General features: G+C 59.8%; 29 protein-coding genes and 1 pseudogene. 6 read left to right on the top strand and 24 right to left on the bottom strand.

From position 1 onward, the window contains the following. Window positions 1–199: 199 nt before the first annotated feature. The 6 genes from ACLD9W_RS02390 to ACLD9W_RS02365 all read right to left on the bottom strand — a co-directional run bounded on the left by ACLD9W_RS02390 (window position 200) and on the right by ACLD9W_RS02365 (window position 4,813). Complete coding sequence (locus ACLD9W_RS02390) at window positions 200–820, bottom strand: hypothetical protein (RefSeq protein ID WP_410840522.1); 621 nt, start codon at window positions 818–820, stop codon at window positions 200–202. A 190-nt stretch (window positions 821–1,010) separates the two neighbouring features. Beyond that, window positions 1,011–1,622, bottom strand: coding sequence for a sugar transferase (locus tag ACLD9W_RS02385; protein WP_410840521.1), 612 nt, complete (start codon window positions 1,620–1,622; stop codon window positions 1,011–1,013). After that, window positions 1,619–2,788 (bottom strand): glycosyltransferase, encoded by a 1,170-nt coding sequence (locus tag ACLD9W_RS02380; protein WP_410840520.1) that lies wholly within the window; start codon window positions 2,786–2,788, stop codon window positions 1,619–1,621. Before ACLD9W_RS02380 ends, ACLD9W_RS02385 begins: the two co-directional genes overlap by 4 nt. Window positions 2,789–2,812: 24 nt before the next feature. Then, complete coding sequence (locus tag ACLD9W_RS02375) at window positions 2,813–3,202, bottom strand: hypothetical protein (RefSeq protein ID WP_410840519.1); 390 nt, start codon at window positions 3,200–3,202, stop codon at window positions 2,813–2,815. 97 nt (window positions 3,203–3,299) lie between these two features. Next, window positions 3,300–4,253 (bottom strand): D-2-hydroxyacid dehydrogenase, encoded by a 954-nt coding sequence (locus ACLD9W_RS02370; protein WP_410840518.1) that lies wholly within the window; start codon window positions 4,251–4,253, stop codon window positions 3,300–3,302. A gap of 74 nt (window positions 4,254–4,327) precedes the next feature. Continuing rightward, the gene (locus tag ACLD9W_RS02365) at window positions 4,328–4,813 is read right to left on the bottom strand and encodes an Lrp/AsnC family transcriptional regulator (protein WP_410840517.1); all 486 of its coding nucleotides are present in this window, start codon (window positions 4,811–4,813) and stop codon (window positions 4,328–4,330) included. A gap of 246 nt (window positions 4,814–5,059) precedes the next feature. On the opposite strand from ACLD9W_RS02365, the gene gcvT reads away from it, so the two are divergent. Then, a complete protein-coding gene (gene gcvT / locus ACLD9W_RS02360) occupies window positions 5,060–6,157 on the top strand; it encodes a glycine cleavage system aminomethyltransferase GcvT (RefSeq protein WP_410840516.1) in 1,098 nt (365 codons plus the stop codon). 261 nt (window positions 6,158–6,418) lie between these two features. On the opposite strand, the gene rsmG is transcribed toward gcvT, so the two are convergent. Next, window positions 6,419–7,048 carry a 16S rRNA (guanine(527)-N(7))-methyltransferase RsmG gene (rsmG, locus tag ACLD9W_RS02355; RefSeq protein ID WP_410840515.1) on the bottom strand — a complete coding sequence of 210 codons (630 nt, stop codon included), beginning with the start codon at window positions 7,046–7,048 and terminating at the stop codon, window positions 6,419–6,421. A 79-nt stretch (window positions 7,049–7,127) separates the two neighbouring features. After that, on the bottom strand, window positions 7,128–8,135 hold the full coding sequence (locus ACLD9W_RS02350; RefSeq protein WP_410840514.1) for a thiamine ABC transporter substrate binding subunit: 1,008 nt from the start codon (window positions 8,133–8,135) through the stop codon (window positions 7,128–7,130). Between the two features lie 54 nt (window positions 8,136–8,189). Here ACLD9W_RS02350 and ACLD9W_RS02345 point away from each other — a divergent pair, with 54 nt between their 5' ends. Next, window positions 8,190–8,843 (top strand): pyrimidine 5'-nucleotidase, encoded by a 654-nt coding sequence (locus ACLD9W_RS02345; RefSeq protein WP_410840513.1) that lies wholly within the window; start codon window positions 8,190–8,192, stop codon window positions 8,841–8,843. 110 nt (window positions 8,844–8,953) lie between these two features. Here the strand turns inward: ACLD9W_RS02345 and ubiM are convergent, their stop codons facing one another. Beyond that, the gene (ubiM, locus tag ACLD9W_RS02340) at window positions 8,954–10,138 is read right to left on the bottom strand and encodes a 5-demethoxyubiquinol-8 5-hydroxylase UbiM (RefSeq protein WP_410840512.1); all 1,185 of its coding nucleotides are present in this window, start codon (window positions 10,136–10,138) and stop codon (window positions 8,954–8,956) included. A gap of 215 nt (window positions 10,139–10,353) precedes the next feature. Here ubiM and asd point away from each other — a divergent pair, with 215 nt between their 5' ends. The 3 genes and pseudogenes from asd (at window position 10,354) to ACLD9W_RS02325 (ending at window position 12,795) form a co-directional block, all read left to right on the top strand. Next, the gene (asd, locus tag ACLD9W_RS02335) at window positions 10,354–11,256 is read left to right on the top strand and encodes an archaetidylserine decarboxylase (protein WP_410840511.1); all 903 of its coding nucleotides are present in this window, start codon (window positions 10,354–10,356) and stop codon (window positions 11,254–11,256) included. 502 nt (window positions 11,257–11,758) lie between these two features. Next, a pseudogene (locus ACLD9W_RS02330) lies at window positions 11,759–11,873 on the top strand (prepilin-type N-terminal cleavage/methylation domain-containing protein); the annotation flags it as partial. A gap of 538 nt (window positions 11,874–12,411) precedes the next feature. Next, complete coding sequence (locus tag ACLD9W_RS02325; protein WP_410840510.1) at window positions 12,412–12,795, top strand: prepilin-type N-terminal cleavage/methylation domain-containing protein; 384 nt, start codon at window positions 12,412–12,414, stop codon at window positions 12,793–12,795. A gap of 58 nt (window positions 12,796–12,853) precedes the next feature. On the opposite strand, the gene ACLD9W_RS02320 is transcribed toward ACLD9W_RS02325, so the two are convergent. From ACLD9W_RS02320 to ACLD9W_RS02280, 9 genes are all read right to left on the bottom strand, one after another. Continuing rightward, complete coding sequence (locus tag ACLD9W_RS02320; protein WP_410840509.1) at window positions 12,854–13,537, bottom strand: hypothetical protein; 684 nt, start codon at window positions 13,535–13,537, stop codon at window positions 12,854–12,856. A gap of 168 nt (window positions 13,538–13,705) precedes the next feature. Continuing rightward, the gene (gene apbC / locus ACLD9W_RS02315; protein ID WP_410840508.1) at window positions 13,706–14,785 is read right to left on the bottom strand and encodes an iron-sulfur cluster carrier protein ApbC; all 1,080 of its coding nucleotides are present in this window, start codon (window positions 14,783–14,785) and stop codon (window positions 13,706–13,708) included. A gap of 493 nt (window positions 14,786–15,278) precedes the next feature. After that, window positions 15,279–16,181: an MlaA family lipoprotein gene (locus ACLD9W_RS02310; RefSeq protein WP_410840565.1), complete on the bottom strand. Its 903-nt coding sequence runs from the start codon at window positions 16,179–16,181 to the stop codon at window positions 15,279–15,281. Beyond that, a complete protein-coding gene (locus tag ACLD9W_RS02305; RefSeq protein WP_410840507.1) occupies window positions 16,178–16,447 on the bottom strand; it encodes a lipid asymmetry maintenance protein MlaB in 270 nt (89 codons plus the stop codon). The genes ACLD9W_RS02310 and ACLD9W_RS02305 overlap by 4 nt, the downstream gene beginning before the upstream one ends. 3 nt (window positions 16,448–16,450) lie before the next feature. Then, window positions 16,451–17,044 carry a phospholipid-binding protein MlaC gene (locus tag ACLD9W_RS02300; protein WP_410840506.1) on the bottom strand — a complete coding sequence of 198 codons (594 nt, stop codon included), beginning with the start codon at window positions 17,042–17,044 and terminating at the stop codon, window positions 16,451–16,453. A 36-nt stretch (window positions 17,045–17,080) separates the two neighbouring features. After that, window positions 17,081–17,581, bottom strand: coding sequence for an outer membrane lipid asymmetry maintenance protein MlaD (mlaD, locus tag ACLD9W_RS02295; RefSeq protein WP_410840505.1), 501 nt, complete (start codon window positions 17,579–17,581; stop codon window positions 17,081–17,083). Window positions 17,582–17,585: 4 nt separating this feature from the next. Next, window positions 17,586–18,362 (bottom strand): lipid asymmetry maintenance ABC transporter permease subunit MlaE, encoded by a 777-nt coding sequence (gene mlaE / locus ACLD9W_RS02290; RefSeq protein WP_009427065.1) that lies wholly within the window; start codon window positions 18,360–18,362, stop codon window positions 17,586–17,588. A gap of 40 nt (window positions 18,363–18,402) precedes the next feature. Continuing rightward, entirely contained in the window at window positions 18,403–18,885 is a 483-nt protein-coding gene (locus tag ACLD9W_RS02285) for a hypothetical protein (protein ID WP_410840504.1), read from the bottom strand. A 60-nt stretch (window positions 18,886–18,945) separates the two neighbouring features. Next, on the bottom strand, window positions 18,946–19,743 hold the full coding sequence (locus tag ACLD9W_RS02280; protein WP_410840503.1) for an ABC transporter ATP-binding protein: 798 nt from the start codon (window positions 19,741–19,743) through the stop codon (window positions 18,946–18,948). A 456-nt stretch (window positions 19,744–20,199) separates the two neighbouring features. On the opposite strand from ACLD9W_RS02280, the gene ACLD9W_RS02275 reads away from it, so the two are divergent. After that, window positions 20,200–20,697: a GAF domain-containing protein gene (locus tag ACLD9W_RS02275; RefSeq protein WP_395429284.1), complete on the top strand. Its 498-nt coding sequence runs from the start codon at window positions 20,200–20,202 to the stop codon at window positions 20,695–20,697. 128 nt (window positions 20,698–20,825) lie between these two features. Here the strand turns inward: ACLD9W_RS02275 and ACLD9W_RS02270 are convergent, their stop codons facing one another. The 6 genes from ACLD9W_RS02270 to ACLD9W_RS02245 all read right to left on the bottom strand — a co-directional run bounded on the left by ACLD9W_RS02270 (window position 20,826) and on the right by ACLD9W_RS02245 (window position 26,090). Continuing rightward, window positions 20,826–21,266 (bottom strand): TIGR01244 family sulfur transferase, encoded by a 441-nt coding sequence (locus tag ACLD9W_RS02270; RefSeq protein WP_410840502.1) that lies wholly within the window; start codon window positions 21,264–21,266, stop codon window positions 20,826–20,828. A 67-nt stretch (window positions 21,267–21,333) separates the two neighbouring features. After that, the gene (gene hemH / locus ACLD9W_RS02265; protein WP_410840501.1) at window positions 21,334–22,344 is read right to left on the bottom strand and encodes a ferrochelatase; all 1,011 of its coding nucleotides are present in this window, start codon (window positions 22,342–22,344) and stop codon (window positions 21,334–21,336) included. Next, on the bottom strand, window positions 22,341–22,598 hold the full coding sequence (locus ACLD9W_RS02260; protein WP_410840500.1) for a hypothetical protein: 258 nt from the start codon (window positions 22,596–22,598) through the stop codon (window positions 22,341–22,343). The genes hemH and ACLD9W_RS02260 overlap by 4 nt, the downstream gene beginning before the upstream one ends. Window positions 22,599–22,684: 86 nt before the next feature. Continuing rightward, window positions 22,685–23,089 carry a hypothetical protein gene (locus tag ACLD9W_RS02255; protein ID WP_410840499.1) on the bottom strand — a complete coding sequence of 135 codons (405 nt, stop codon included), beginning with the start codon at window positions 23,087–23,089 and terminating at the stop codon, window positions 22,685–22,687. Window positions 23,090–23,101: 12 nt separating this feature from the next. Continuing rightward, on the bottom strand, window positions 23,102–23,608 hold the full coding sequence (locus ACLD9W_RS02250) for a hypothetical protein (protein WP_410840498.1): 507 nt from the start codon (window positions 23,606–23,608) through the stop codon (window positions 23,102–23,104). Window positions 23,609–23,696: 88 nt separating this feature from the next. Continuing rightward, on the bottom strand, window positions 23,697–26,090 hold the full coding sequence (locus ACLD9W_RS02245; protein ID WP_410840564.1) for a DNA translocase FtsK: 2,394 nt from the start codon (window positions 26,088–26,090) through the stop codon (window positions 23,697–23,699). Window positions 26,091–26,225: the final 135 nt, after the last annotated feature.

Raw genomic sequence — 26,225 nt, 5'->3', positions numbered from 1 at the left:
TTCTCTGTTTGTCTGTCGGGGCAGAAGGCCGTTCCCGCGATTGCCATAGGTCGGGCATTCATGCCCGACATTTGCTGGTTTTATTGTCCGTTTCTTGTCGGGCATAAATGCCCGACCTGAGGCTTAGGGTTTCAGGCTGCTTTAGACTGCGTTGGGTTGGGTAAACCAAACTGTGCTTACGTAAATAGCAGTTACACGATTAATTAAAAAAAACTTCAAAACGATCCACATATCCGAAAAAAGCAGATTTCATTAATAGAGTAAGTTTTTTCCCTTTCCAGTAATAAGAATAGTCTCCCCTATATACGCCAACAGTTCTGGGCTTCAACCACGGCTTTCCGACAATCATGACGGGGTTATATTCCCGTTCCGGCGGTGGAAGCAGGTCTGGGAACTTATCCTGTGTCGATAAAATGGAACCAGGCAGTATCTCTCCTTGCGCTATCGGATTAACCGTCAGCCACAGCTTACCATTCTCCAACTTTTTGATAAGCACACCGATGTTTTTGCTTAATTTTGAGTATCTGGGGAGTTTGTGGGACTGCACCCTATCCCAAAACGAACTGCGTTTTTCATCTCTGAGATCGGTTACATAGATTCCCCAGGCATTCTCCAGCGCATCCGGCGGGCTTTCAAACAGGCACGCACTATCCAAATTGCTATAAAGCTGATACAGCAAATGCTCTGTGCTGCTTACCAAGGCGATATTTTTACAGCTGTGGGAAACTGCTGCCGCAGACCTGCCTTTTGCATCAGCCGCATGTGTGGCGAATAAAAAAACCACAAACAGCGAATATATTTTCATGCTGTATTTTGTCATTACACAGACTCCAATTGATTGGTTTGAAAAAGAAAGCGCAGTTTCAGAACTGGTAGCTTGGGTCGAGACCCAACAGGTTTGGGAAGGCACGTAGATACCATCTCCCCCATCAGACCGCAAGCATCACTTGAGCCTGTTTCCGTATCCGCGTGCGTCGCGGGGCGACACACCCTACCTCATGATTCGGGATTCAGTCCTCTTCGCCGTTGCCCTCAAACTTCGCCGCCGTGGCCTCGCCTTCGGCGTTGATGCCGTCGCGGGCGAAGACTTTTTTCACCGTCAGCAGCAGGATTTTCAGGTCGAGTCCAAACGAGCGGTGGTCGACATACCACACGTCGAGGCGGAATTTTTCCGGCCAGGAAAGCGCGTTGCGGCCGTTGACTTGCGCCCAGCCGGTGATGCCGGGGCGCACTTCGTGGCGGCGGCGCTGTTCGGCGTTGTAGAGCGGCAGGTATTCGGGCAGCAGCGGGCGCGGGCCGACCAGGCTCATGTCGCCTTTCAAAACGTTCCACAACTCGGGCAGCTCGTCGAGGCTGGCGGCGCGCAGTTTGCGGCCGAAGGGGGTGAGGCGTTCGGCATCGGGCAGGGGCTTGCCGTGTGCGTCGGCCGCGTCGCGCATGGTACGGAATTTGTACATGGTAAACAGGCGGCCGTTTTTTCCCGGGCGGGTTTGGCAAAACAGCACGGGCGAACCGAGGCGGCGGCGGATCAGCCAGGCGAGGAGGGCGAAGAGCGGCGCGAGGCACAGCAAAAGGGCGGCGGCGGCGAGGATGTCGAAGGCGCGTTTGGCGGCGTCGTTCACGGCAGGCTTCCTTCTATCAGGCCGATCAGGCGGCGGTAGGACTGTTCGCGGTCGAACAGGCGGGCGATTTCGGCCGCTTGCACGGGGGCGGTGCTGCTTTTCAGACGGCCTAAGGCGGCGGCGAAGCTTTCGGCGTCGCCCGATGTGTAGTGTTCGTGCGGCAGCAGGTGCAGCAGGCGGCGCACTTCGGGGTCTTCTTGGCTGTTGAGTATCGGTTTTTGCAGCGCCATGTAGTCGGACAGTTTGTTGGTGACGGTTTGCGGCGCGTAGCCGTGGATGGCGTTGACGGCGATGTCGCAGCCTTTGGCCAGCGACAGCATGTCGCCGTAGGGCAGGTAGCCGTGGAAGACGATGCCGCCGCCCGCGTAGGCCGCGTTCAGCCGCGCGAAATCGCCGCCGCCGCCGCAGATGTGCAGTTCGGCCGCTTCGCCCTGCCGCTGCCACAGGCGCACGCCGCGGCAGACGGTTTCCACATCGTAGCTGTGGCTGAGCGTGCCGAGGTAGAACAGGCGGGTTTTCTTGTCGGCGAAGGTTTGCGCGGGCGCCGCGGCGACGGCGGCAAAGTCGGCGCCGATGTACACGGCTTCGTGCGGCACGGCGGGATTGGCGGCGCGGGCGCGTTCGAGATAGGTGTGCGACACGGCGGCCAGCGCGTCGGCGCAGGCATAGGCGCGGTCGGCCTTGCGGCCAAAGGGGACCAGGCGCGGCGGCAGTTTTTTCAGCGCGGGCAGCACGGCGGAAAACGATTCCGGCCACACGTCCTGCACGTCGATAATCAGCTTATAGCCCAAACGGGCTTTGTGCCGCCCGAGTACGAGGTTGGAGGCAATCAGCGGGTAGGCGGAATACACCGCGTCAAACGCCCCCGCCGCCTGCGCCGCTAGCCATTGGTCGAGGTGGCGGACAAAGGCGTGGTGGCTTTTCAGACGGCCTATCGAGACGTTTTTCTCATAGCCCGTTTCGTCGAGCAACACGACTTTCAGACGGCCTTGCGAAGCGGCGGCGGCGTCCTCAGGCCGTCTGAAAGACTTGTCGAAATGGCGGAAACGGCTGGTGAGCAGGGTGACGTCGTGCCGCTCGGAAAGCCGCTCGGCCAGATAGCGGAAGCGGTTGAAATAAGGCTCGCCGGGCAGCGAGCAGAAGGGGGCGGCGATGATGATGTTCATGGGAAAGGCCGTCTGAAAGGCGGTTTACGCCAGCCAGCCGTAGGGGTTGACCGCGCGGTTGTCGATCAGGCGCACCAGGCCGAAGATGACGCGGAAGAGATACCACAGGCCGGTGAGGCCGACCAGCGGATAGAGGAAAAACATAGGAAACTCAAACATATAACTCAAAATCGCCAGCAGTATCGGTCCGCCGATAAAGCCGAGCAGCGAACCCCAGAAGGTGCGGATCAGATAGGGGATGTGGGTGGAATAAACGGCGTCGGTAACCGTGTCGCGTTTGGCGTAGGCGACGATGACGCCGATCAGCGCCGCCAGTCCGGCGGTGAAGATGGTGACGATGTACAGGGCGTAAATCAGATAAAGGAAATTGCGCTGTTTTTCGCTCTCGGATGCGTTTGCCAAAGAGTTGTCCATTTTTGACTGCTTTGAAAGGGATGGTTGGGAAAGGCGCGATTTTAACAAAAAGCGGATGCGAAAAGGCCGTCTGAAAGGGTTTCAGACGGCCTTTTGTCTAGGCGATAACGTTTTGCGGCCTGCCTGCGGCGAAGGCTTCGATGTTGGCGACGATGATTTCGCACATTTTGCGCCGCGCCTCGCTGCTGCCCCAGGCGATGTGCGGCGTGACAATCAGGTGCGGCAGATTAGCCGACAGGAGCGGGTTGCCCTCTGCGGGCGGCTCTTGCGAGAGCACGTCGATGCCCGCGCCGCCGAGCGTGCCGTATTTGAGCGCGGCCAAGAGGGCGGTTTCGTCCACCAGTCCGCCGCGCCCGCAGTTGATAAGGACGGCGCCGGGTTTCAGGGCGCGCAATTCGTCTTCACCTATCATCAGCCGCGTGTCGGGCGTGAGCGGGCAGTGCAGCGACAGCACGTCGGCGCGGCGCAAGGCTTCGGCGAAGGAAACGTAGCCTTCGCGCACGGCGGCGGCGTTTTTGTGTTCGGCAAACAGCACTTCCATGCCGAAGGCGCGGGCGTATCCGGCCAGCGTGCGGCCGATGCTGCCGCGCCCGAACACGGCCAGGGTTTTGCCGTTCAAATCGCGCAGGGGCGCGCCGAAATGGCAGAAAAAGGGTGACTGCTGCCACATGCCGGCGGCGATGTCGCGGCGGTAGGCGGGCAGGTTGCGCATCAGGGCGATCATCAGCATAAAGGCGTGTTCGGCAACGGATTCGCTGCCGTAGGCAGGCACGTTGCAGACGGCAATACCGGCGGCGCGGGCGGCGGCCAGGTCGATGTGGTCGCAGCCGGTGGCACACACGGCGATCATTTCCAGCTGCGGGTTGGCGGCGATGTCTTCGGCACTGATGCGGACTTTGTTGGTGGCGGCGATGCGTGCACCCGCCAGGCGCAGGGCGGTGTCGGCGGCGGCGGTTTGCGCATAGTCGGAAATTTCGTGCGGAAAGGTGAAACGGAAAACATGGTCATCCGGCAGCGTGCCGCGGTCTAAAAAGACGATTTTGCTGCTCATGGGAATGCTCCTTATGGGAAAGAGGCCGTCTGAAAAGGCCGTCTGAAAGAAAATCAGGCGGCATCGGAAAACGGTTACTGCGCGGGTTGGAGGTGTGCCAGCGGCAGGATGGTGGTGTTTTTCAGCTCGTCGAGCACGAAGCTGGATTTGGCGTCCTGAACGCCGGGATGCGATAGCAGCGTGTCGAGCACGAAATGAGAAAAGGCGGCCATGTCGGGGAAAAAGGCGTGCAGCAGATAATCGGTTTCCCCCGTCAGCGCAAAGCAGCTGAGCACCTGCGGCCAGTCTTTGACGGCCTGCGAAAACCGCGCCCGCGCGTCGACGGATTTGTCGATGGCGACGCGGATAAACACCTGCAAATCCAGTTGCAGGGTTTTCGCCGACAACAGCGCAGCGTGATAGCGGATCACGCCCGTGTCTTCCAGATGCTTGACGCGGCGCAGGCAGGGCGAGGGCGACAGCGCCACCCGCTCGGAGAGTTCGACATTGGAGAGCCTGCCGTTGCTTTGCAGCACTTGCAGGATTTTCAGGTCGGTTTTGTCCAAAGTAATCTGTGTCATGCAGTTTTTCCTTTTTTCTTCTGTTGTCGGCCGCCTTGGGAGCGCCGGGGAACTATAAGGTAAATTCCGTTAACGCACAATAGATTAAATTCCTGCCCTCTTTAAAAATTAAATGCCGTTCAGACGGCCTTTGGCGCATAAAACACTGCATTTGCCGCCACATGCCCGCCAAATGTAAAGAAATGCTTGTTTCCGCAGGGCGCGCCGCTATAATCAGGCCGTCTGAAACCGCAAACGGAGAAACCCATGACCCTGAACACCACGCCTTTCCATCAAGCCCATATCGACGCAGGCGCGAAACTCATTGACTTTGCCGGCTGGGAGCTGCCCATCCACTACGGCTCGCAAATCGCCGAACACGAAGCCGTGCGCACCGACGCCGGTATGTTCGACGTATCGCATATGCTGGTTACCGATGTGGCCGGCGCCAATGCCAAAGCCTTTTTCCGCAAACTGATTGCCAACGATGTGGCCAAGCTGGCTTTTGTCGGCAAGGCTCTTTACTCCGCCATGCTCAACGACAAGGGCGGCGTGATTGACGACTTAATCGTGTACCGCACCAACGAAGCCGAAACGCAATACCGCATCGTCTCCAACGGCGCGACACGCGAAAAAGACACCGCCCAGTTCCACAAAATCGGCGCGGAATTCGGCGTGGCGTTCAACCCGCGCTACGACCTCGGTATGCTCGCCGTGCAAGGCCCCAAAGCCATTGAAAAACTCCTGACCGTCAAACCCGAATGGGCGGATGTGGTGAACAATCTCAAGCCTTTCCAGGGCGCGGATTTGGGCAATGACTGGTTTGTTGCCCGCACCGGCTACACCGGCGAAGACGGCGTGGAAGTCATCCTGCCCGGCAGCGAAGCCGTGGCCTTTTTCAAAGCCCTCGAAGCGGCAGGCGTGAAGCCCTGCGGCCTCGGCGCGCGCGACACCCTGCGTATGGAAGCGGGCATGAACCTCTACGGCAACGATATGGACGACGACGTGAGTCCGCTCGAAGCCGGCATGGGCTGGACAGTGGATTTGAAAGACGAAGCGCGCGATTTCGTCGGCAAAGCCGCGCTCCTTGCCCTGAAAGAAAAAGGCGTGGCGGTAAAACAGGTCGGCCTCTTGCTCGCCAAAGGCGGCGTGCTGCGCGACCATATGGAAGTCGTTACCGACGCAGGACGCGGCATCACCACCAGCGGCGTGTTCTCGCCCAGCCTCAAACAATCCATCGCCATCGCCCGTGTGCCCAAAGATTTCGACGGCGACGCGGCCAAAGTGATCATGCGCGGCAAAGAGTTTGACGTGCGTGTGTTGAAGCTGCCGTTTGTACGCAACGGGCAAAAGCAGTTTGATTAAGGATTGTTGATAGCGAAGAGGCCGTCTGAAAACCCTGTTTCGGGCTTTTCAGACGGCCTCTTTGTATTCTGTTTTCCAATCTGCGGAATACCGATATTCAGACGGCCTTAGGGTCTGTTGACAATCAGCCTTGCGGCGGTGTTTTTGGCAAAAAATACCCGCCTGCCGCGTCAAAAATGCTCGCAAGATGTCCAATCTTGCTGTGCTTTTTTCCTTGCATCCGCGAATTTTTCCTCAAAAAACCGCTTCGCAAGCTGAATGTCAACAGCCCCTAGGGCGCATGATCACCATATGCCGCTCGGCGTCGAGCATGGGAACGTGGAGTTTTTCCACTTTCACCACTTCGATGCTGTCGGGGAGTTGTTCGATTTCTTCGTAGGGGTAGACGCCTTTCATGGCCGCCCAGTAGCCGTTTTCGCCGAGCAGGTGGCGGGTGAGGGCGGCGAAGTCGCGCAACTCGGCGAAGGCGCGGCTGGTGACGACGTTGACTTTTTTGTCGTGCATGGCTTCGACGCGGCCGGAGGCGACGGTGACGTTGTTCAGACCCAGTTCGATGGCGGCCTGTTGCAGGAAGGCGGTTTTTTTGGTGTTGGCATCGAGCAGAGTGATGGGCAGATCGGGGCGGCAGATGGCGGCGGGGATGCCGGGCATGCCGCCGCCCGAGCCGACGTCCATCATGGAGGACGCGCCTTCTATATAAGGCAGCAGGGTGAGGCTGTCGAGGATGTGGTGGCTGATAACGCGGCTCTCGTCGCGCAGGGCGGTGAGGTTGTAGGCGGCGTTCCATTTGCCCAAAAGGGCGGCGTATTCGAGCAGCAGGAGCTGGCGGGCGGGGTCGAGGGCGATGCCCATTTCGGCCAGTCCGGCTTGCAGTTTTTGTTTGTTGTCCATGCATGTGTCCTGATAAGGGGAGGCCGTCTGAAAACGGTGTTCTGTCTTTTCAGACGGCCTTAGTCGGCGGATTCGCGGCTTATTTGAGCACGACGCGTATCCAGTGGTTGACCCAGCGGCGCTGGTTTTTGGCGATGGCCGCTTCGGGCGGGTTGTCGGCGTGCTGCGGCGCTTGGGCGTGTTTGAAGACCTCGGGCAGCGGGGTGTTTTTCACGGCGGGGTAAACCCACATTTCGCCGGGAATCGCTTTTTGCACGGCGGGGCTTTGCAGGTATTGCACGAGCTTGGCCGCCAGCTCGGGCTCTTGCGCGCCGCCGAGCACCGCCGCGCCTTCCACCTGGCGGAACACGCCGCCTTTGAGAAACAGGTTGGCGGTGGGCGGCGTGCTGTATTTGCCTTTGCCGTAGTGCACTTCGGCGGCGGGGCTGGACGCGTAGCTGACGACGATGGGACGCGCGCCGCCGTTTTGCGTGAATTCGGTGTAATAAGCCTCGCTCCAATCTTTGGTGATTTTCACGCCGTTGGCGCGCATTTTCGCCCACCAGTCAAACGCCTGCTTTTCGCCCAAACCCTGGATGTTGGCGAGCAGGAAACCCAGTCCGGCGCTGGACATACCCGGATTGGGCACGGCCAGCAGGTTTTTATACTGCGGCTTGGCCAAGTCGTCCAAAGTCTGCGGCAGCGGCAGCTTGTGTTCGGCAAACCAGGATTTGTCGTAATTGAGCGTGATGTAACCCGAGTCCACCGCCAGCGCGTGCGGCAGGCTTGCGTTCACGGCGGCGGAAGCGGGCTGGTGCGGCGCGAGTATGCCGCTTTCGCGGGCTTTGAGCACCGTGGTGCTGTCGAGGCCGTACACCGCATCGGCAATCGGGCGGGCGCGGCTGAGCACCAGTTTGTTCACCATCTCGTTGCCGCTGCCCGCTTTGATTACGGACACCTTTGCATCATTGGCACGCTCGAAGGCGGCAAAAGCGTCTTTGGGCAGGCTGAACGATTTGTGCACCGCCAGCCGTACTTCGGTTTGCGCCTGCACCTGCGCCGACGCGAACAAAAAAGCGGCCGCTGCCGCCTGCAAAACCTGTTTCATGCAACATTCTCCGTTTGGTTATAATCGGGCGCGAATGATACCCGCAAAACCGCCATGAATAAAGACACAGAGCAGATTTGGCTGTTCGATCTCGACAACACCCTGCACCGCGCCGACGCGGGCATTTTTTATCTTATCAACCGCCGCATGACCGAATGGCTCGCCGCCGAAATGTGCCTTAATGAAACCGAGGCCGACCGCCTACGGCGGCAGTGGTGGCACGAACACGGCGCAACACTTTCCGGCCTGCGCCTGTACCGCCCCCAAGCCGACATCGCCGCCTTTTTGCGTTTTTCGCACCCGATGGACTGCATCCTGCCCAAACTCTGCGGCGAAACGGGCGCGGCGCATGCCTTAGGCCGTCTGAAAGGGCGCAAGGCCGTGCTCTCCAACGCCCCGTCGTTTTATGTGCGCGAACTCGTGTCTGCCCTCGGCCTGAACGGCTTTTTTGCCGCCCTGCTGGGCACGGACGACTGCGGCTACGCCTGCAAACCCGACCCCGCCGCCTATCTCGCCGCCTGCGCCGCCCTGAACGCCGTGCCCGAAAACTGCATCATGGTCGACGACTCCGCCGCCAACCTCGCCGCCGCGAAAAAACTCGGCATGCGTACCGTCTGGTACGGCGAACACGCCCGTTCCCTGCCCTTCGCCGACTGCGCCGCGCACAATATGGCCGAGCTGGCGGCATGGGGAGAAAAGGCCGTCTGAAAAGCGCCGCAGGCATTTTCAGACGGCCTCTGTCTGTATCAAAAAATCAAAAAGGCCGTCTGAAAACCTTTATGCGGGTTTTCAGACGGCCTGTTGCCATACGGGGAAACTTAGCCCGTCAGCTGGTGGGTAATCAGTTTTTTCACCGGCGGCAGGTTGTTGCTGATGCGCAGAACGAGGCCGCGCAGCAGTTTGGCGGGGGCGGCTTCGTTGGTGAAGAGTTTCACCATTGCGTTGGTGCCGTGGTAGAGCGGGCGGGTGTTGAGCTGGTGTTTGGCGTTGTAGCGCTCCAAAAGCGAGGCCGCGCCGATGTCCTGGCCGTTTTGTGCCGCCTGCAAAACGAGTCTGCCCAAAATGTCGGCGCTTTCGAGGCCGAGGTTGAAGCCGTGGGCGGTGACGGGGTGCATACCGACGGCGGCATCGCCGATAAGGGCGGCGCGCGGGGCGTAGAAGCGGCTCGCGTGCACGCCCACCAGCGGATAGGTGTGCAGTGTGCCGGTTTTTTCCATTTTGCCCAGTTTGAAGTTGAGCTGTTTTTCCAAATCGGCGGCGAGTTCTGCGTCGCTCAGCGCCAGCAGGCTGCCCGCTTTGTCGCTGTCGATGGTAATCACGCAGTTGGTGAGATGCTCTTCCAGCGGCAGAAGGGCGAGGGTGCGGCCGTATTGGAAAAATTCGACGGCGGTGTGGCCGTTGGAGATTTCGTGTTTGAAACGGCAGACGATAACGGTGCGGCCGAAGTCGTGCATATCGGCAGAAATGCCGATTTGGCGGCGGGTTTGCGAGAAACGGCTGTCGGCGGCCACCAGCAGGCGGGCGGTGAGGGTTTCGCCGTTGTCGAGGGTGACATAGGCCTGGGTGTCGGTGGTGCGCGCTTCTTTGACGCCGACGCCCGTCAGCAGGGTGACGTTGTCCTGCTCTTTCACGGCCTCGTAGGCGGCGCGGCGGATGTTGTGGTTGGAAATCAGGTTGCCCAGGCGGTCGGTTGCGCCGCCGCGCGCCTGTTTGGGCTGCGGGAAATAGAGTTGGTAGGACGACGTGCCGTTCCACACTTTGGCGTCTTTGAGTTGGTAAATCTCGTTTTCCGGCACGCGCTGCCACATGCCCAGCCGCTCCATGATTTCTTTCGATAGATGGGTGAGGGCGATTTCGCGGCCGTCGTAGGCGGGGTTTTCGATGCTCTCGAGCGGCGCTTTTTCGACGATGGTGATGTTGAGGCCGCTGTCGGCCAAAGTGCGGGCGAAGCTCAGGCCGGCAGGGCCTGCGCCGACGACGATAATGTCGGAATGGCTGTTCATCTTGGTTCTCCTGGGTTGGGCGGTGCGGAAGATGCGGGTGAAAGTTTCATCTGAAATTCCGCTTTGCAAAACGGCGGCAAGGATAACAAAAAAACGCCGCCCTGTGGCGGCAGCACGGGAAAATTTGGCCTGAATCAAGCGCATCCCTTTCAGACGGCCTTTCTTGCTATACTCCGCCGCCACCGCAACCGATAACAGACAAACAGGAAACCGCTATGTCCGAACTGCGCCCCTATCCCGCCCCGACCTACCGGCAGCGCCTCAAAACCGCCTTCCATTATCTGCTGCCGCAGCTTGCAATCACCCGCACCGCAGGCTGGCTGGCCGAACGCCGCTGGGGCGTGCTCACCCACGCCGTGATCAAAACCTTCGTCGCCTGCTACCAAATCAACATGGCCGAAGCGCAAAAAAGCCGCGCGGCCGACTACGCCAGCTTCAACGAATTTTTCATCCGCCCCCTCAAAGACGGCGCGCGGCCGATAAACGCCGAGCCGCAAACCCTTGTTTTGCCCGCCGACGGCCGCGTCAGCGAAGCGGGCGTCATCGAAGCGGGGCGGCTGATACAGGCCAAAGGCCACGATTTCACCGCCCTCGAACTGCTGGCGGGCGACGAAGCGCTGGCCGCAGAATTTTCAGACGGCCTCTTCCTCACCACCTACCTCTCCCCGCGCGACTACCACCGCGTCCACATGCCCTGCGCCGCCGCCCTGCGCCGCATGGTTTACGTTCCGGGCGAACTCTATTCCGTCAACCCCTTTCTCGCGCAGCACATTCCCAACCTCTTCGCCCGCAACGAGCGCCTGATCTGCGTGTTCGACACCGAGTTCGGCACAATGGTGCAGATACTCGTCGGCGCAACCGTCACCGCCAGCATCAGCACCGTCTGGGCAGGCATCATCAACCCGCCGCGCAGCAAAAGCGTTTTGCAATGGCTCTATCCCGCCGAAGGCGAAGGCGCGGTGCGGCTGGCAAAAGGGCAGGAAATGGGCGCCTTCCGCCTCGGCTCGACCGTTATCAACCTGTTCCCGCAAAACAGCATCCGCCTGAACGGCAGTCTTGCCGCAGGAGCACCCGTGCGCATGGGCGAAGCCCTCGGCGTGCGCGCGGATGCGGGCTGACACATATATATAAAGAGAGAAGAGGCCGTCTGAAAACGTTTCAGACGGCCTCTTTCCGCTATGGCGGTAGGGTATCGTGCAGCGGCGTACGCGGTTTTGGGATTCGGGTTTGGCAAAAAACCGCCTGTCGGCTGACAAAATCCGTCATCTGCCAAACTGCGGCTTTATGCCGATACCCTAAAAAGGCAGAAGTGCCGCAAAAATACACCCTTTTGTCATGCCCGTTTTCCGTCGCATGATAAATAGGTGGGAATTTAAAACTAATAAAAACAAATAAATAAATCTGTAATCCGCAAAAAGCAGGACGTTGGCACGCACCATGCTTGATACATTTCATCCGCAGCAGGCAATAGCCGAAAGGGCAGCCCGCTAAGGAACGAGTTTCAAAAGATATGCGCCAAACGCATTATGGGAATGAAGTAAACAAGACTGCGCCGCATGGGGCGGCAAAGTCGGATTTTGATAAACGGCAATTTTGCCAAACACTAACTGGAGTTAAAACATGAAAGCATTGCAAAAAGGTTTCACCCTGATCGAGTTGATGATCGTTGTCGCCATTATCGGTATCTTGGCCGCTATCGCCCTGCCGGCTTACCAAGACTACATGCAGAAATCTGCTAACAACGCTTGCTTGGGCGAAGCTAAAGCTTGGGTTAACGGTGCTGTTGCCGAAGTTGCTACCGATGGTGGATTGGTAACTGTGTTTGCTCCCGCAGCTTGTGATTCTTTCTCTGGTACTGCCCCTGCTGTTGGTGCTACTTTGGGAACTGACCCTTTGAAATTCAAAGCAAAAATCCGTGGTACTGCTGGTAAAGTTCAAGGTACTGAGTGTGATCCTGTAACTGCTACTTGCAAACTCCAAGCTGTTGGCACTAACGGTTAATAGTTTGTGTTTAGGAGCGGCCGCCACTGTAGCGGTCGCTTCTTATTTGGTTAATTTATTTTGCGATGTCAATAGATTTCACGGTATTGGCGTGAAGGATGTTGATTTCATTTGGGTTATGCTAGATAAGCAGTCTGATATGGTTGCTTATCTAGCATAGCTATTTAAAAATATATATGTTTTTCAATATGAAGCCGATGTCGGCATATGCTTTGCTAAGGGAATATGAGAGAAGCGGTTGGCTTTGCAATTTAAAGGTTTAAAGATTTTTTATGGATAAGAACAAACACGCTCTTCGGGGCTTCACTTTAATCGAGCTGATGATCGTTGTGGCCATTATCGGTATTTTGGCGGCCATCGCCCTGCCTGCCTACCAAGACTATATGCAGAAATCGGCCAATAATGCCTGCTTGGACGAGGCCAAAGGCTTTGTTAATGCGGGCGTGACGGAAATCGGCACGGACGGCCTGATGATCAATACCTATCAGGTTCATGCCTGCGCGTCGTTTACGCCGCCCGGCAAGCTGACCCAGGGTGCGACTTGGGACCGCACGGAAAGGCTGGAATTTATGCCGCAGGTACGCGGCACGGCGACCTTGTTGAAGAAAATCGTCTGCACCACCAAAACAGGCGCTTGCGAGCTGGTTGCGCCGTAAGGCAGGGAAGTAAAAAAGGAGCGGTTTGTCCCGCTCCTTTTTTCATGGCTGCTTGGTGTCAGTAAACGTCTTTTTCGCCGAATTCCGACACAATGTTCATTTTATCGTCCAAAGCCAGATATTCGCTTTTGTATTTCCCTGCCGCCGCCAAAACATAAAGCCTGCCATGCTGTTGTTCCAAATGGCTCAAATACGATTTTTCTTCAAACAGCATGGTTTCCCTGACGGATCGGTCGCCCTTGGCCAGTGCTGCCAAATCGAGCGGAACATATTGCCCGGTGTCGGTGCGGTATACCCCAACCGGCACGCCACCCAATGAAGTGAAACCGTCAAGCGGCGTGGGATTGGCTTCCCAGGCGCGGCGGGTAATCACTTCGGTGCGCCCGTAATCGTAAAAAGCCAGCATTTTGGGATGCTCCTGATACAGGGCGTTCAAACCGTAAGCCAAAGCCGCCAGTTGGACGAGGCCGATAACGGCAAAATCACCGGTTTTTTCCCGCTTGCCTTTCAGGGGGTGGTAAACCAAAAGCGTCAGCAAAGGCCCCAGCACCAAATCCACGGAAACCAAAAGCTGCAAGGCGTGGATGCCGCCGTTTAATCTGAAATGGAAGGAGGGATAAAGAATCTGAAGAATCCAGCATAATGCCAGGGAGAAAATCAATAGGGAGAGAAGAAAGTGGAGCGATGCGGCTTTGATTTTGGCGCGGATAACCGCTTTATCGACAGGAAGTGATTTTTTCATGATTCGTTTTCTTGAAATTATAAATAGGATAAATGGTTTTGCCGGGTAAAAATATCGATTGGCATTTTACACTAAATGCATAGATTTTTCCGCCGCAAAAGGCTGTCTGAAAAGCGTTTGTCGGTTTTCAGACGGCCTTTTGCCGCCCGCCGTTCGGGCGGCGCAGTTTTATTCCACCACAATCTTCGGAAACGCCTTGCTGTAATCTCGGCCTTTGTCGGCCACGGCCAGGGCGATTTGGAAGGCGGCGTCGGTGTAGATTTGCGCCACGGCCGGATGCGCGTCGAAAAGCTGCGCGGCCGATCCGTTGTCCATCGCTTCGCGCACGGCCATTTGCAGGGGGAGTTGGCCGAGCAGGGGCACGTTCAGACGGCCTGCCAGCTCTTTGCCGCCTTCGCTGCCGAAAACGGCTTCGGCGTGGCCGCAGTGGGAGCAGATGTGCACCGACATGTTTTCCAGCACGCCGAAAATCGGAATATTCACTTTTTCAAACATATTCACCGCCTTGCGCGCATCGATGAGGGCGATGTCCTGCGGCGTGGTAACGACCACCGAGCCGGTGACGGGGATTTTCTGCGACAGGGTAAGCTGAATATCGCCCGTACCCGGCGGCAAATCGACAAACAGGTAATCCACATCGTCCCATTCGCTTTGAAACAATAATTGCTGCAAAGCCTGGCTGACCATCGGCCCGCGCCAGACGACGGCTTGGTCGGTGTCGACGAGAAAGCCGATGGACATGACTTGGATGCCGCTTTCGGCTTCGACGGGAATCAGCTTTTTGTTTTGCTGGTCGGGCTTGCGCTCGGCTACGCCGAGCATGGTCGGCTGGCTGGGGCCGTAGAGGTCGGCATCGAGCACGCCGACGCGCGCGCCCATGCGCGCCATGGCCATGGCGAGGTTGGCGGTGGTGGTGGATTTGCCGACGCCGCCTTTGCCGGAAGCGACGGCGATGATGTTTTTCACGCCCTTGATGGTGGCGATGCCGGGCTGGACTTTGTGGGTGGCGATGTCGGCGGACAGGTGCAGATGGATGGTGTCGCCGCAGCCCGCATCGGCCAAGGCCGTTTGAACCGATTCGGCAAGCTGCTGTTTGATGTGGCCGTAGGGGAAGCCGAAAACGAGTTCGACGTGCAGGCCGTCTTTTTCGCTGCGCACGCCTTTCACGGCTTTTTCCGCGCCCAGCGTGCGTGCCGTGCCGGGGATGGCGACGGCGGCGAGGGCTTGGCGATAAGTTTCTGTATTCATTTTGTTATCCTTTCCTGTTGATGGGTTGCCGCAGGCGGCGGCAGGCGGCGCATTTTAGCAGATTCCCCCGTGTTTCAGACGGCCTCCGGTGAGGCGCGGCAGTGCGGAAAAACAGGCCGTCTGAAAAGCCTCGTGTCAGGCAGCGGAAAAGCAAAGAGGCCGTCTGAAAACTCTGTTTTGGGTTTTTCAGACGGCCTCGGAAGAGGATGCGGCGGCGCGGCAAAAAGGCCGTCTGAAAAGCCTTGCAATAAGGGAGCGGAAAAGCAGGAGGCCGTCTGAACGTTTTCAGACGGCCTCTTTGCTTTTCAGACGGCCTTTTGGCTTTTGCGGGCCAGGGTCTGTTGACATTCGGCTTGCGGGACGGTTTTTTGAGTGAAAAATGCCCGAATGCAAGGAAAAAGCACAGCAAGATTGGACACTTGCGGGCATTTTTGACGCGGCAGGCGGGTATGTTTGTCCAAAACACCGCCGCAAGGCTGATTGTCAACAGACCCTAAGGCTCTTGCTGTTCTGCCATGTCTTCGTCCGCATAGGGTTGGCTGGCGGACAGTTCGGCGGGGTCGGATGCCGTTGGGGCGGTTGCGCCGCTTGCAGGTGGGGCGGTGTCGGGGGCGACGAGTTCGTCGATGTCGATGTCTTCGGCGTTGTTTGCGGCGGCGGTGTTGCCGATTTGTTTGTCGCGCATCTGCATATAGCCGTCGCGCACCATGATGTAGGGATCAAGGGCGGCATCGCCGATGCTGTCGGTGAGGTCAAGGTATTCTTCGCGGGTGTTGACGGCCTGCAAGGCGGTGGAGGAGACGCGGCCGGCGGTGGTGTGGAATATGGCGTTTTTCACGGGGTAGGCCATCAGGGCGGTGTTGCCGACGCTGTCGCGCAGGGTGGAGGGGCCGGTGATCGGGTAGACGAAGTAGTGGCTGTTTTTCCAGCCCCATGAAGCGAAGGTGTCGCCGAGGGTATTTTTGTTGTCGGGGATGCCGCCCGCGTCGGCGATGTTGATGAGGCCGCCGAGGCCGAAGGTGGTGTTGACGGCGACGCGCATGAAGTCTTCGCTGGCACGTTTGGCGTCGAGCCGTAGGACGTTGCTGCCGAAGCTGACGACGTCGCGCAGGTTGTTGAAGAAGTTGCGCACGCCGCCGCGCACGGGGGCGGGGGTGACTTTGCGGTAGCCGCGGGCGACGGGGGCGAGGACGTAGCGGTCGGCTTTGTCGTTGACTTTGAACATGAAGCGGTTGTAGCGCTCGTAGCGGTCGCGCACGGCGGGCGTGCCAACGTTTGTCTGCGCGGTTTGCGCGGCGGGGGCGGGCGTTTCAGTGTTTTCGTTTTGTCCGTCGGCAAAAACGGGGGCGGCGGCCATCAGGAGGGCGAGGGCGGCGGGGAGGGCGTGGCGTTTCATAGGTTCATCCATTCTCGGACTTCGTACAGATCGGCAAGATCGCGCACGGCTGCGGGGATGCCGCGCAGCTGCCCGCCGCTGCCGCGCAGGATTTCCAGCAGCAGGCAGAGGCAGGCGGAATCGGCGCGGCCGACGGCGGAGAGGTCGGCCTTGGCGGGTTTTTGCCCGAGCAGGCGGCGCAGGCGGCGCAGGGCGGCTTCGTCTACGGTTTTGACGGTGATGTCGCCCGACAGGCAGAGCACGCCGCCGCGGATTTCGCTGTCCATGGCTTATTTGCCGCCGTTTTTGGTTTTCAGGTCTTGAATCAGGCCGTCGAAACCTTTGTTTTTGATGGTTTCGCCAAACTGGTTGCGGTAGACGGTAACGAGGCTGGCGCCTTCGACGGCAACGTTGTAGACGCGGTATTTGCCGCCGCTTTGGTAGGTGGTGAAATCCATGTTGACGGGTTTGCTGCCGCTTTGGCTGATTTCGGTGCGGATGACGATTTCTTTGCCGCCTTTGTTGACGACGGGGTTGTTTTTCACGTCGACGGTGGAGTTTTTGAATTTGAGCATCGTGCCGGAATAGGTGCGGATGAGCAGGGTTTGGAACTCTTTGGCCAGCGCCTGTTTCTGTGCGGGCGTGGCCTGTGTCCAAGGCTGGCCGACGGCCTGCGCGGTCATGCGTTGGAAGTCGAAATAGGGCAGGGCGTAGTTTTCCGCTTCTTTGCGCACGGCGGCATCGTTGCTGCCGTTGGCTTTTTTCAGGATGGTGAGCACCTGCGCGGCGTTTTCACGCACTTGGGCGACGGCCTGCTGCGGTGTGGCGTGGGCGCTGCCGACGGCGGCGGCGATGATGGATGCTGTGTAAAGCGTTGTTTTCATATTGGTTCTCTCTTGTTAAGCGTTGTCGGAATCCGATTACGGTTGCGGCGCGTCCTGTTTTTCAGACGGCCTCGAATTGCCTTCGGCGAAATTGGTCATGAATTTGCCGATCAGGTTTTCCAGCACCAGGGCGGAATTGGTCAGCGTGATGGTGTCGCCTGCGGCGAGGTTTTCCGGGTCGCCGCCCTGCATCAGGCCGATGTACTGTTCGCCCAAGAGGCCGGAGGTGAGGATTTGCGCGGACACGTCGCTGCTGAATTTGTATTGGTCGTCGAGGCGGATGGCGACTTTGGCGCGGTAGCTCTGCGGGTCGAGGGCGATGCTTTCGACGCGGCCGACCAGCACGCCCGAGGCTTTGACCGGGGCGCGGGCTTTGAGGCCGCCGATGTCGGTAAACTCGGCGTAGACGGTGTAGCCCGCCGAGCCGCCGCCGCCCAGGCTGCTGCCGCCTGCGGCGCGGAAGGAGAGAAAGCCGAGGGCGGCGATGCCGGCCAACACAAAGAGGCCGACCCAAAATTCCATAATATTGCGTTTCATATCGTTATCCGGTGAACATAAAGGCGGTGAGGATGAAGTCGACGGCCAGCACGGTGAGGGCGGAGGACACTACGGTGCGCGTGCTGGCGCGCAGGATGCCTTCGGAGGTGGGCGAGGCGTGGAAGCCCTGGTGCACGGCAATCAGCGACACGGCCACGCCGAAGCAGGCGGATTTGATCAGGCCGTTGAGCACGTCGTAGCCGAAGGAAATATTGTTCTGCATCTGCGACCAGAAAATGCCGCTGTCGAGGCCGAGCCACTGCACGCCGACGAGATAGGCGCCGTAAATGCCGGCCACGTTGAAAATCGATGCCAGAAGCGGCATGGAAAACACGCCCGCCCAAAAGCGCGGCGCGACGACGCGGGCGACGGGGTTCACCGCCATCACGTTCATCGCTTCGAGCTGCTCGGTGGTTTTCATCAGGCCGATTTCGCTGGTCATCGCGCCACCCGCGCTGCTGGCAAACAGAATGGCGGCGAGCACGGGGCCGAGTTCGCGCAACAGCGAGGCGGCCACCATATAGCCCAAAATATCGGCGGATTTGAACTTGGCAAGCTGGGTGTAGCCCTGCAAACCGAGCACCATGCCGACAAACAGGCCGGACACGGCGATAATCAGCACCGACATCACGCCGGAAAAATACACCTGCCGCACCGACAGGCGCGGCCGCGCGAACGCCGTGCCGGAGCGCGCCAGAATCTGCATGAAAAACAGGCAGACGCTGCCGAGGGAGCGGATAAAGGCCAGCGTTTTCGCGCCGACGGTTTGAATGAAGTCCATAGTTTCGCGGGTTTCAAAAAAGGGTTTCAGACGGCCTATTTTAGGATTTTGAGGCCGTCTGAAAACGTGTTTTGCGGGTGAGTAACCACACCCACAGGGCTTTGCCCAGCTCGACCGCTAGCAGCAGGGTGATGAGGGTGCGGGTCTGCCACATTGGCGGCAGCAGGTCGGCGATGCTTTGCGCGGCGGCGGTTTCCCAAACGGGCAGGCTGGGCGAAAAATCCAAAAGCCGCAGCGGCAATTGCAGCAGTACAACCCAACGAACCCAGCGTCTGCCGCGTGCCAAACCGTATGCGGAAAGCGGCAGCAGGCAGTAAAGCAGCAGCGAGGACAGCGGCGCGGCGAGAAACAGCAGGCTCAGCGCGGCATCGTCCAAGGAAAATCCCGCCGCCGCGTCCGCCGTGCGCTCCGCCAAAAAGCTGTAAAGAAATGCGCCCGCTTCCGCGTATTGCCAAAGCGCGTAACAGAGCGCGGCCGCATCGAGTGCGGCAAGGGCGGCGAGGCAGAGGCGGTTTTTCGTCATGCGGCTTGTTCCGTGCGGCGGCTTTCAGACGGCCTTTCAGTCGCTTAGGCCGTCTGAAAGCTATCCGAGCAAATCGTCTTTCAGCGTCGTTGGCGCGGGGTAGCGGAAGGCGACGGGGCCGTCGGCTTCGCCGCCGATAAATTGGCGCACCCACGGCGAATCGAGTTCGCGCATTTCTTGCGGCGTGCCGGAGAACATGATTTCGCCGTGCGCGAGAAAAATCACCTGGTCGACGATTTGCAGCGATTTTTCAATGTCGTGCGTCACCATCACGCTGGTGGAGCGCAGGGCTTTGTTGACGCGGCTGATGAGGTGGGCGATGACGCCGAGCGAAATCGGGTCGAGGCCGGTAAACGGTTCGTCGTAAAGCATGATTTCGGGGTCGAGGGCGATGGTGCGGGCGAGGGCGACGCGGCGCGCCATGCCGCCGGAAAGCTCGGAGGGCATCAGGTTTTCCACGCCGCGCAGGCCGACGGCGTTGAGTTTCAGCAATACCAAATCGCGGATAACGGCTTCGGGCAGGCGGGTGAGTTCGCGCATCGGGAAGGCGATGTTGTCGAACACGGAAAGGTCGGTAAACAGCGCGCCGTGTTGGAACAATACGCCCATGCGGCGGCGGTGTTCGTAGAGTTCGGCATCGGAAAAGGCGGCGAGATCGCGGCCTTCGATGAGCACTTGGCCGGACTGCGGCTGTATCTGGCCGGTAATCAGGCGCATCAGGGTGGTTTTGCCGCTGCCCGAGCCGCCCATCACCGCCGCAAACGCGCCGCGCGGCACGGCGAAGCTGACATCGCGCAGGATGACGCGGCTGCCGTAGGCGAAGACGACGTTTTTCATTTCGATAAAGGGCTGGGGCATGAGGCGGCTCGGTGCAGAAAATGCGGCATTCTAAATATTGGTTGCGAAAGGGGCAAATGTCCGCCGCAGGCCGCCTTTTCAGACGGCCTGCGGCGCGGCAGGGCGGCATTATACGGCATAAACCTACACTGACGGCATAGGGGCTGTTGACACTCAGCCTTGCGGCGGTGTTTTTGGTAAAAATCCGCGCCTGCCGCGTCAAAAATGCTCGCAAGGTGTCCAACCTTGCTGCGCTTTTTTCCTTGCATCCGCAGATTTTTCCTCAAAAAACCGCTTCGCAAGCTGATTGTCAACAGCCCCAGGTGCGGGTGTTTCGGCGCTGCCGCGTCAGCGTTTTCAGACGGCCTTTCTGCCTGCGGCCGTGACGCGCCTCCGTTTGCCGCGTATCATCCGCCGCTTTGTCCGACAGCCCGAGGGCAGACAGCCTTTCGGGCGTATCAGAGAGGAGACGACGATATGCACCATTTTTCCGCGCAGGCCGAAAGCAAGGCCGGACGCTACGACGAACTTCTGCCGCAGCTGGCCGCGCTGCTGGCGGACGAGAGCGACCAAACCGCCAATCTCGCCAACACAGCGGCGGTGTTGAAAGAGGCTTTCGGCTGGCTGTGGGTCGGCTTTTATCTGGTTCGCGGCCGCGAGCTGGTGCTCGGCCCGTTCCAAGGGCCTTTGGCCTGCACGCGCATTCCCTACGGGCGGGGCGTGTGCGGGCAGGCGTGGCAGAAAAACGAAGTGATGCTGGTGCCCGATGTGGACGCGCACCCCGACCACATCGCCTGTTCCTCGCGCTCGAAATCGGAAATCGTCGTGCCGTTGGCGGATGAAGCGGGCAGGGTGTGGGGCGTGCTGGACGCCGATGCGGAAACCTTGGCCGCTTTCGACGAAACCGACGCCGACGGTTTGACGAAAGTAGCGGCGCTACTCTCGCGCGGCGCGGGGGCGCGGGAGGCCGTCTGAAAAACGGGTAAACCCGAATCCGACGGTGCGCTTTGCGCCAATCTTTCCGCCTGAAAGCTGGTATACAAAAGGCCGTCTGAAAACCCTTATTCAAGGTTTTCAGACGGCCTTTTTGTTGCGGCGGCGGTTTACAGGCCGTTTTGCGCCGCGCGGTTCAGGCGTTCGGCAAAGGCGGACAAATCGACGCCCGCAGCGGCGGCGGCACGGACGGCATCGTCGACACTCGTGCCGTTTTGCACGGCGTGGTACGCCCACAGCAGCGAACTGCGCGTGCCGGTGCGGCAGTAGGCGAGGACGGGGGCTTCCGACGAAGTGAGCAGGACTTGGAAGTTGTTGATGTCGGCGGCGGAGATGGCGGGCGCGGCGTTGATGGGTTGGTGCGCAATTTCGCCTATGCCGGCGTCGATGAGCCAGCGCTGCACTTGTGCGTAGGAGGGCTGGCCGTCTTCTTCGCCGTCGGGACGGTTGCAGATGACGCTTTTGATGCCGAGCCGCGCGGCTTCCTGCGCGTCGGCTTCGGTGAGCTGCGGGGCGATGTAGAGCGTGTCGGTGAGTCGGCGGATGGGCATGGGGTTTCCTTTCTCGGTTGGGGTTGGCGGCCGTCTGAAAGCAGGGTTTCAGACGGCCTTTTCGGTTTTACAGCCAGCCTGCGGCTTCGCGGCGGACGATGGCGGCGAGTGCGTCTATCCAGTCGGGGTTGTCGTTGAGGCAGGGGATGTAGCGGAATTGGCGGCCGCCCGCTTCGTGGAAGGTTTCGCGGCCTTCGACGGCGATTTCTTCCATGGTTTCGATGCAGTCGCTGACGAAGGCGGGGCAGATGACGTCGAGGGATTCGACGCCTTGTTTGGGCAGCTTGCGGAACATGTCTTCGGTGGCCGGTTCGAGCCATTTGCCGCCGCCGAAGCGGCTTTGGAAGGAGGCGGTGTATTCGTTGTCGGAGAGGCCGAGGGCGGTGGCGAGCAGGCGGGCGGTTTCGCGGCATTCGTCGGGATAGGGGTCGCCCGCGTCGGCGTGCGCCTGCGGGATGCTGTGGAAGCTCATCAGCAGGTGTTTGCCTTTGCCGTGTTCCTGCCAGTAGGCGGAGACTTGGCGGCGCAGGGCTTCGATGTAGCCGGGGTCGTTGTAAAAGCTGCGCAGGGTGCGCAGGGAGGGTTGGCTGCGGGTGCGCAGCATGGCGCGGGAGACGGCGTCGAGGGCGGCGCCGCTGCTAGATGCGGCGTATTGCGGGAAGAGGGGAAGGGCGAGGATTTTGTCGACGCCTTGGGCTTTGAGTTCGGCGATGGTGTAGGCGGTGTCGGGCAGGCCGTAGGTCATGGAGCAGCGGACGACGGCTTCGGGCAGGCGTTCGGCCAGGGCTTTGGTTTGGCGTTGGCTGTAGACCATCAGCGGCGAGCCTTCTTTGAGCCAGATTTTTTTGTAGTGGGCGGCGCTTTTTTTGGCACGGAAGGGGAGGATAAGGCCGCGCAGGATGGGTTGCCAGAGGAGCGGCGGCAGTTCGATGACGCGGGTGTCGGAGAGGAATTGGTGCAGGTAGGGGCGCACGGCTTCGGCGGTGGGGGCGGCGGGGGTGCCGAGGTTGATGAGGAGGATGCCGGTTTTGCTGGTGTGCGGTTTGGCGGGGGCGGGTTCTGCCTGGTAGCGTTTCATGGGTTTCCTTCGGGCGGTGTGCTGACGGGGTTTTCAGACGGCCTTTTCGGCGCGGCTTCGGAGGTGACGGCGCTCATGTCGGGCGCGGAGGCGTCGTTTTCGGGTGCGTCGGCGGGGGCGGTGTAGTCTTTGCTTTGTTCTTTGAACGGGGTGGCGGCCTCCTGCGCGCGGACTTCGGCGGGCGGCGGTTCGTTATCGGGCGCTCTGCCGCAGGCGGCAAGCAGGATGAGGAGGAGGGCGGCGGTTTTGTTCATGGCGGGCGGAGGCGGTTTTCGGTTTTACTTCGTTGCAGTTTCGCTTTCAGACGGCCTTTTCGGGTGCGGCGGCTTGGCGCGTCTGTTTATTGCTGCGCGGCGGTTTGCAGCAGCCATTGTTTGGTTTGCGCGATTTTTTCTTTGGCTTCGGGCGTGCAGCCTTGGGCGGTGAACAGTTTTTCGGAGGTGGCGCGGCCTTTGGCGTAGGCGGCTGCGGCGGTTTCGGCGATTTTCTGCCGGTCGAGGTTCAGGGCGGCGGCGTCGGCGCTGCTTTTGAGGCCGCGCAGCAGGGCGGTGTGCAGCTTGCCGCCGGGGGCGAAGAAGGGGTCGTCTTTTTTCGACAGGCCGCATTGCTCGGCTTCTTTGTGCAGGGTGCCGGCCAGTTGGGCGAGGTCGGTGAAGTTGACGAAGCGGGCGCGGGCGGCGGGATCGGGCGCGGCGGCAGCTGTGGCGGCGAAGAGGAGGGCGGCAAGCGCGGCGGGGATTTTCATGCGGGTTTCCTTTCAGTCGGTAACGGGTTCGCCGTTGTCGTGCAGCCAGCGGCGGTTGTCGAAATCGTATTGGTAATACTCGAAGGGTAGCAGCGGGTCTTTGTAGAAGAGGCTGTGTTTTTTGGTGTCTTCCCAATAGTTGTAAAGGACTTCGAAGCTGTTTTTGACATAGATGTCGGCATCGGCGAGGGTGTCGGGCAGGCGGCCGTTGGCGGCGCGGTAGCGTTCGACGGCTTGGGCGATGGCGGTCATGTCGCTGCGGGCGGCGCGGACGTAGTAGACGTTGGCTGCGACCATGAAGGCGGCTGCGGCCGACCAGACGAAGATGCGGAAGTTTTCCAGCTGTTTGGCCTGAGGGTTTTTGCGCGCCTTCCACCATGCGGCGGCGCGGACTATCAGCAGCGGCGGCAGGAAGACAAAGAGCATGAAGCCGAACATTTTCTGCGTGAAGAAAAAGGCGGTCAGGGCGGCGCAGACGAGGGTGGCGAGGTACGGACGGTATGCTTTGAGGTTTTTCATATCGGGGTTTCTTTAACCGGGCTTTCAGACGGCCTCAAAGCGGTAACAGGCCGTCTGAAAGCGAAGCTTCAACGAAGTTAAAACGGGTTTACAAATCGTCTTTCCTCGCCAGCACTTTGCGCGCGCCGCCGACGTCGGCAGCGGAAACGACGCCCGCTTCTTCCAGTGCGTCCATCATATTGGCGGCGCGGTTGTAGCCGATTTTTAGATGGCGTTGCAGGGAAGAAATGGAGGTTTTGCGCGTTTCGATCACGAAGGACACGGCGCGGTCGAACAAATCGTCCGCGCCCGCGTTGGGGTTGACGGCGTTGACGGTTTCCATCGCCGCTTCGCCCGACAGGAGGCCGTCGACATAGCTGGCGGGCGCCTGGCGTTTGATGTGCGACACGACTTCGTGCACTTCGTGGTCGGACACAAACGCGCCCTGTAATCGGGTCGGCTCGGCGTTGCCCGGCTGCAAAAACAAAAGGTCGCCGTATTTGAGCAGGTCTTCCGCGCCCATTTGGTCGAGGATGGTGCGGCTGTCGATTTTGCTCTGCACGGTAAAGGCCATGCGGGTGGGGATATTGGCTTTAATCAGGCCGGTAATCACGTCGACGCTTGGGCGTTGGGTGGCGATGATGAGGTGGATGCCGGCGGCGCGGGCTTTCTGCGCCAAACGGGCAATCTGCTGCTCCACGGCTTTGCGTTCGGTCATCATCAGGTCGGCCAATTCGTCTATCACGACGACAATCAGCGGCAGTTTTTCCAGCGGTTCGGGGTCGTCGGGGTTGAGGCTGAACGGGTTGGGGATTTTTTTCTCCGCTGCGGCGGCTTCTTCGATTTTGGCGTTGTAGCCGTCAAGGTTGCGCACGCCCAAGTGTGAGAGCAGGCGGTAGCGTTTTTCCATTTCGGCCACGCACCAGTTCAGCGCCTGCCCCGCCTCGCGCATATCGGTAACGACGGGACACAGCAGGTGCGGGATGCCGTCGTAAACCGAAAGTTCGAGCATTTTCGGGTCGATCATGATGAAGCGCACTTCGTCGGGCTTGGCCTTGTAGAGCATGGACATAATCATGCCGTTCACGCCCACCGATTTGCCCGAACCGGTCATGCCCGCCACCAAAAGGTGCGGCATTTTCGCCAAATCGCCCACCACAGGCACGCCCGCGATGTCCTTGCCCAGCGCCACGGTGAGCTTGGATTTGGCGTCGGCAAACACCGGCGCGGACAGGATTTCGCGCAGCGTCACTTCCTGCCGCCGGTCGTTCGGCAGCTCGATGCCCATCGTGTTTTTACCGGCGATGGTTTCGACGATGCGTACCGCCTGCAAAGACATCGAACGCGCCAAATCTTTGGCGAGATTGACAATCTGGCTGCCCTTCACGCCCTGCGCCGGTTCGATTTCGTAGCGCGTGATCACCGGCCCCGATGTGGCCGACACCACTTGCACGTCGATGCCGAACTCTGCCAGCTTGCTCTCGATGCGCTCGGCGGTCTGCTGCAAACGGTCGGGATCGATGGGGTGGACTTCGCCTTTGGGCGCGGAGAGCAGGCCGAGCGCGGGTTTGACGTATTCGCCGTTAGTGGGCGGTTCGGCCGGTTCGCCCTTATTGTCGAACAAGGCCGTCTGAACGGGCGCGGGCGGCGTCACTTCCAGTGGCGCGGATTTGCGGTTGCTGCTGGCGGCAGACAGGCGCGCCAGCGGCTCGGCGGTGATGTTTTCCGCCTCTTTTACCATGCGGCGCGTGGTTTTCGCGTCGGGCAGGTCTTTGACATAGGGCGAATTGCGGCGCGCGATTTTTTCCCACAGCCATTCGATGCGCCCGCCTATGCCTTCGAGCATATCGAGCCAGGATACCTGCGCGACAAAAGAAAACGCCAGCAGCACCAGCACCAGCGTCAGCAGGAAACTGCCGCCGCTGCCCAAGAGGCGGGCGGCGAAACCGCCGAGCACAAATCCCGCCAGCCCGCCCGCACCGACGGGCAGCGAATCGCCCAGCGCCTGCTGCCACAGCGCGTATTCCAAAACGGGGCTGAACAGCAGCAGCACCGCCAGCCCCGCCGCCGCCAGCTTCACGCTGTACGGCTTGGCGTCGGGCAGGCGCATCGGGCGGAAGTTTTTCCACAGCGCCACCAGCGCGGCGGCAATCAGCCACCAGGCCGACAGGCCGAACAGGTAATAGGACACGTCGGCGAAATACGCGCCGAACAGGCCACCCAGATTGTGCACGCCGTCTGAAACCACGCTGCGCGACCACGCGGGATCGTTCATGGCAAAGCTGCCCAGTGCCACGGCGGCATACACCGTGACCGTCAGGGCGGCGAGCCACAGCGTGTCGTGAATCAGATTGGCCAGATGCTCGGCGCGGCGGCGGATGCTTTGGTTGGACGCCGTGCCTGCTTTGGCGGCGGCTCTGCCGTCGGCCTTCCTGACTGCGGAACGGCGCTGCGTGCCGGTGGTTTTGCGCGGATTTTTGGATTTTTCGGGTTTGCTGCTCATAGGGGCGGGGGATGAAGGAATGAAGCCGTCTGAAAAGTGCAGGCGGCATAAAAACGCGGAATTATAGAGCATTTTCGCCGTGGGCGCGGTTGAGGCCGTCTGAAAGCGCGGCTGTGGCGCGGCCCAAACGGTTTT

The organism is Neisseria sp. WLZKY-1 (genome assembly GCF_046546535.1).
Taxonomy (GTDB): domain Bacteria; phylum Pseudomonadota; class Gammaproteobacteria; order Burkholderiales; family Neisseriaceae; genus Neisseria.
Note: the sequence above shows the minus strand (reverse complement) of the source record. Positions and strands in the feature narration are given on the sequence as shown.

Bases quoted from the DNA above. Each gene is read 5' to 3' on its own strand.
- ACLD9W_RS02375 (WP_410840519.1), bottom strand. From the start codon at position 3,202: ATGGACAACTCTTTGGCAAACGCATCCGAGAGCGAAAAACAGCGCAAT.
- ACLD9W_RS02370 (WP_410840518.1), bottom strand. From the start codon at position 4,253: ATGAGCAGCAAAATCGTCTTTTTAGACCGCGGCACGCTGCCGGATGAC.
- hemH (WP_410840501.1), bottom strand. From the start codon at position 22,344: ATGAAACGCTACCAGGCAGAACCCGCCCCCGCCAAACCGCACACCAGC.
- ubiM (WP_410840512.1), bottom strand. From the start codon at position 10,138: ATGAACAGCCATTCCGACATTATCGTCGTCGGCGCAGGCCCTGCCGGC.
- ACLD9W_RS02245 (WP_410840564.1), bottom strand. From the start codon at position 26,090: ATGAGCAGCAAACCCGAAAAATCCAAAAATCCGCGCAAAACCACCGGC.
- ACLD9W_RS02325 (WP_410840510.1), top strand. From the start codon at position 12,412: ATGGATAAGAACAAACACGCTCTTCGGGGCTTCACTTTAATCGAGCTG.
- apbC (WP_410840508.1), bottom strand. From the start codon at position 14,785: ATGAATACAGAAACTTATCGCCAAGCCCTCGCCGCCGTCGCCATCCCC.
- ACLD9W_RS02305 (WP_410840507.1), bottom strand. From the start codon at position 16,447: ATGGACAGCGAAATCCGCGGCGGCGTGCTCTGCCTGTCGGGCGACATC.
- ACLD9W_RS02280 (WP_410840503.1), bottom strand. From the start codon at position 19,743: ATGCCCCAGCCCTTTATCGAAATGAAAAACGTCGTCTTCGCCTACGGC.
- ACLD9W_RS02380 (WP_410840520.1), bottom strand. From the start codon at position 2,788: ATGAACATCATCATCGCCGCCCCCTTCTGCTCGCTGCCCGGCGAGCCT.
- gcvT (WP_410840516.1), top strand. From the start codon at position 5,060: ATGACCCTGAACACCACGCCTTTCCATCAAGCCCATATCGACGCAGGC.
- mlaE (WP_009427065.1), bottom strand. From the start codon at position 18,362: ATGGACTTCATTCAAACCGTCGGCGCGAAAACGCTGGCCTTTATCCGC.
- ACLD9W_RS02275 (WP_395429284.1), top strand. From the start codon at position 20,200: ATGCACCATTTTTCCGCGCAGGCCGAAAGCAAGGCCGGACGCTACGAC.
- ACLD9W_RS02285 (WP_410840504.1), bottom strand. From the start codon at position 18,885: ATGACGAAAAACCGCCTCTGCCTCGCCGCCCTTGCCGCACTCGATGCG.
- ACLD9W_RS02390 (WP_410840522.1), bottom strand. From the start codon at position 820: ATGACAAAATACAGCATGAAAATATATTCGCTGTTTGTGGTTTTTTTA.
- mlaD (WP_410840505.1), bottom strand. From the start codon at position 17,581: ATGAAACGCAATATTATGGAATTTTGGGTCGGCCTCTTTGTGTTGGCC.
- ACLD9W_RS02310 (WP_410840565.1), bottom strand. From the start codon at position 16,181: ATGAAACGCCACGCCCTCCCCGCCGCCCTCGCCCTCCTGATGGCCGCC.
- ACLD9W_RS02250 (WP_410840498.1), bottom strand. From the start codon at position 23,608: ATGAAAAACCTCAAAGCATACCGTCCGTACCTCGCCACCCTCGTCTGC.
- ACLD9W_RS02350 (WP_410840514.1), bottom strand. From the start codon at position 8,135: ATGAAACAGGTTTTGCAGGCGGCAGCGGCCGCTTTTTTGTTCGCGTCG.
- ACLD9W_RS02365 (WP_410840517.1), bottom strand. From the start codon at position 4,813: ATGACACAGATTACTTTGGACAAAACCGACCTGAAAATCCTGCAAGTG.
- ACLD9W_RS02345 (WP_410840513.1), top strand. From the start codon at position 8,190: ATGAATAAAGACACAGAGCAGATTTGGCTGTTCGATCTCGACAACACC.
- ACLD9W_RS02300 (WP_410840506.1), bottom strand. From the start codon at position 17,044: ATGAAAACAACGCTTTACACAGCATCCATCATCGCCGCCGCCGTCGGC.
- asd (WP_410840511.1), top strand. From the start codon at position 10,354: ATGTCCGAACTGCGCCCCTATCCCGCCCCGACCTACCGGCAGCGCCTC.
- rsmG (WP_410840515.1), bottom strand. From the start codon at position 7,048: ATGGACAACAAACAAAAACTGCAAGCCGGACTGGCCGAAATGGGCATC.
- ACLD9W_RS02320 (WP_410840509.1), bottom strand. From the start codon at position 13,537: ATGAAAAAATCACTTCCTGTCGATAAAGCGGTTATCCGCGCCAAAATC.
- ACLD9W_RS02255 (WP_410840499.1), bottom strand. From the start codon at position 23,089: ATGAAAATCCCCGCCGCGCTTGCCGCCCTCCTCTTCGCCGCCACAGCT.
- ACLD9W_RS02270 (WP_410840502.1), bottom strand. From the start codon at position 21,266: ATGCCCATCCGCCGACTCACCGACACGCTCTACATCGCCCCGCAGCTC.
- ACLD9W_RS02260 (WP_410840500.1), bottom strand. From the start codon at position 22,598: ATGAACAAAACCGCCGCCCTCCTCCTCATCCTGCTTGCCGCCTGCGGC.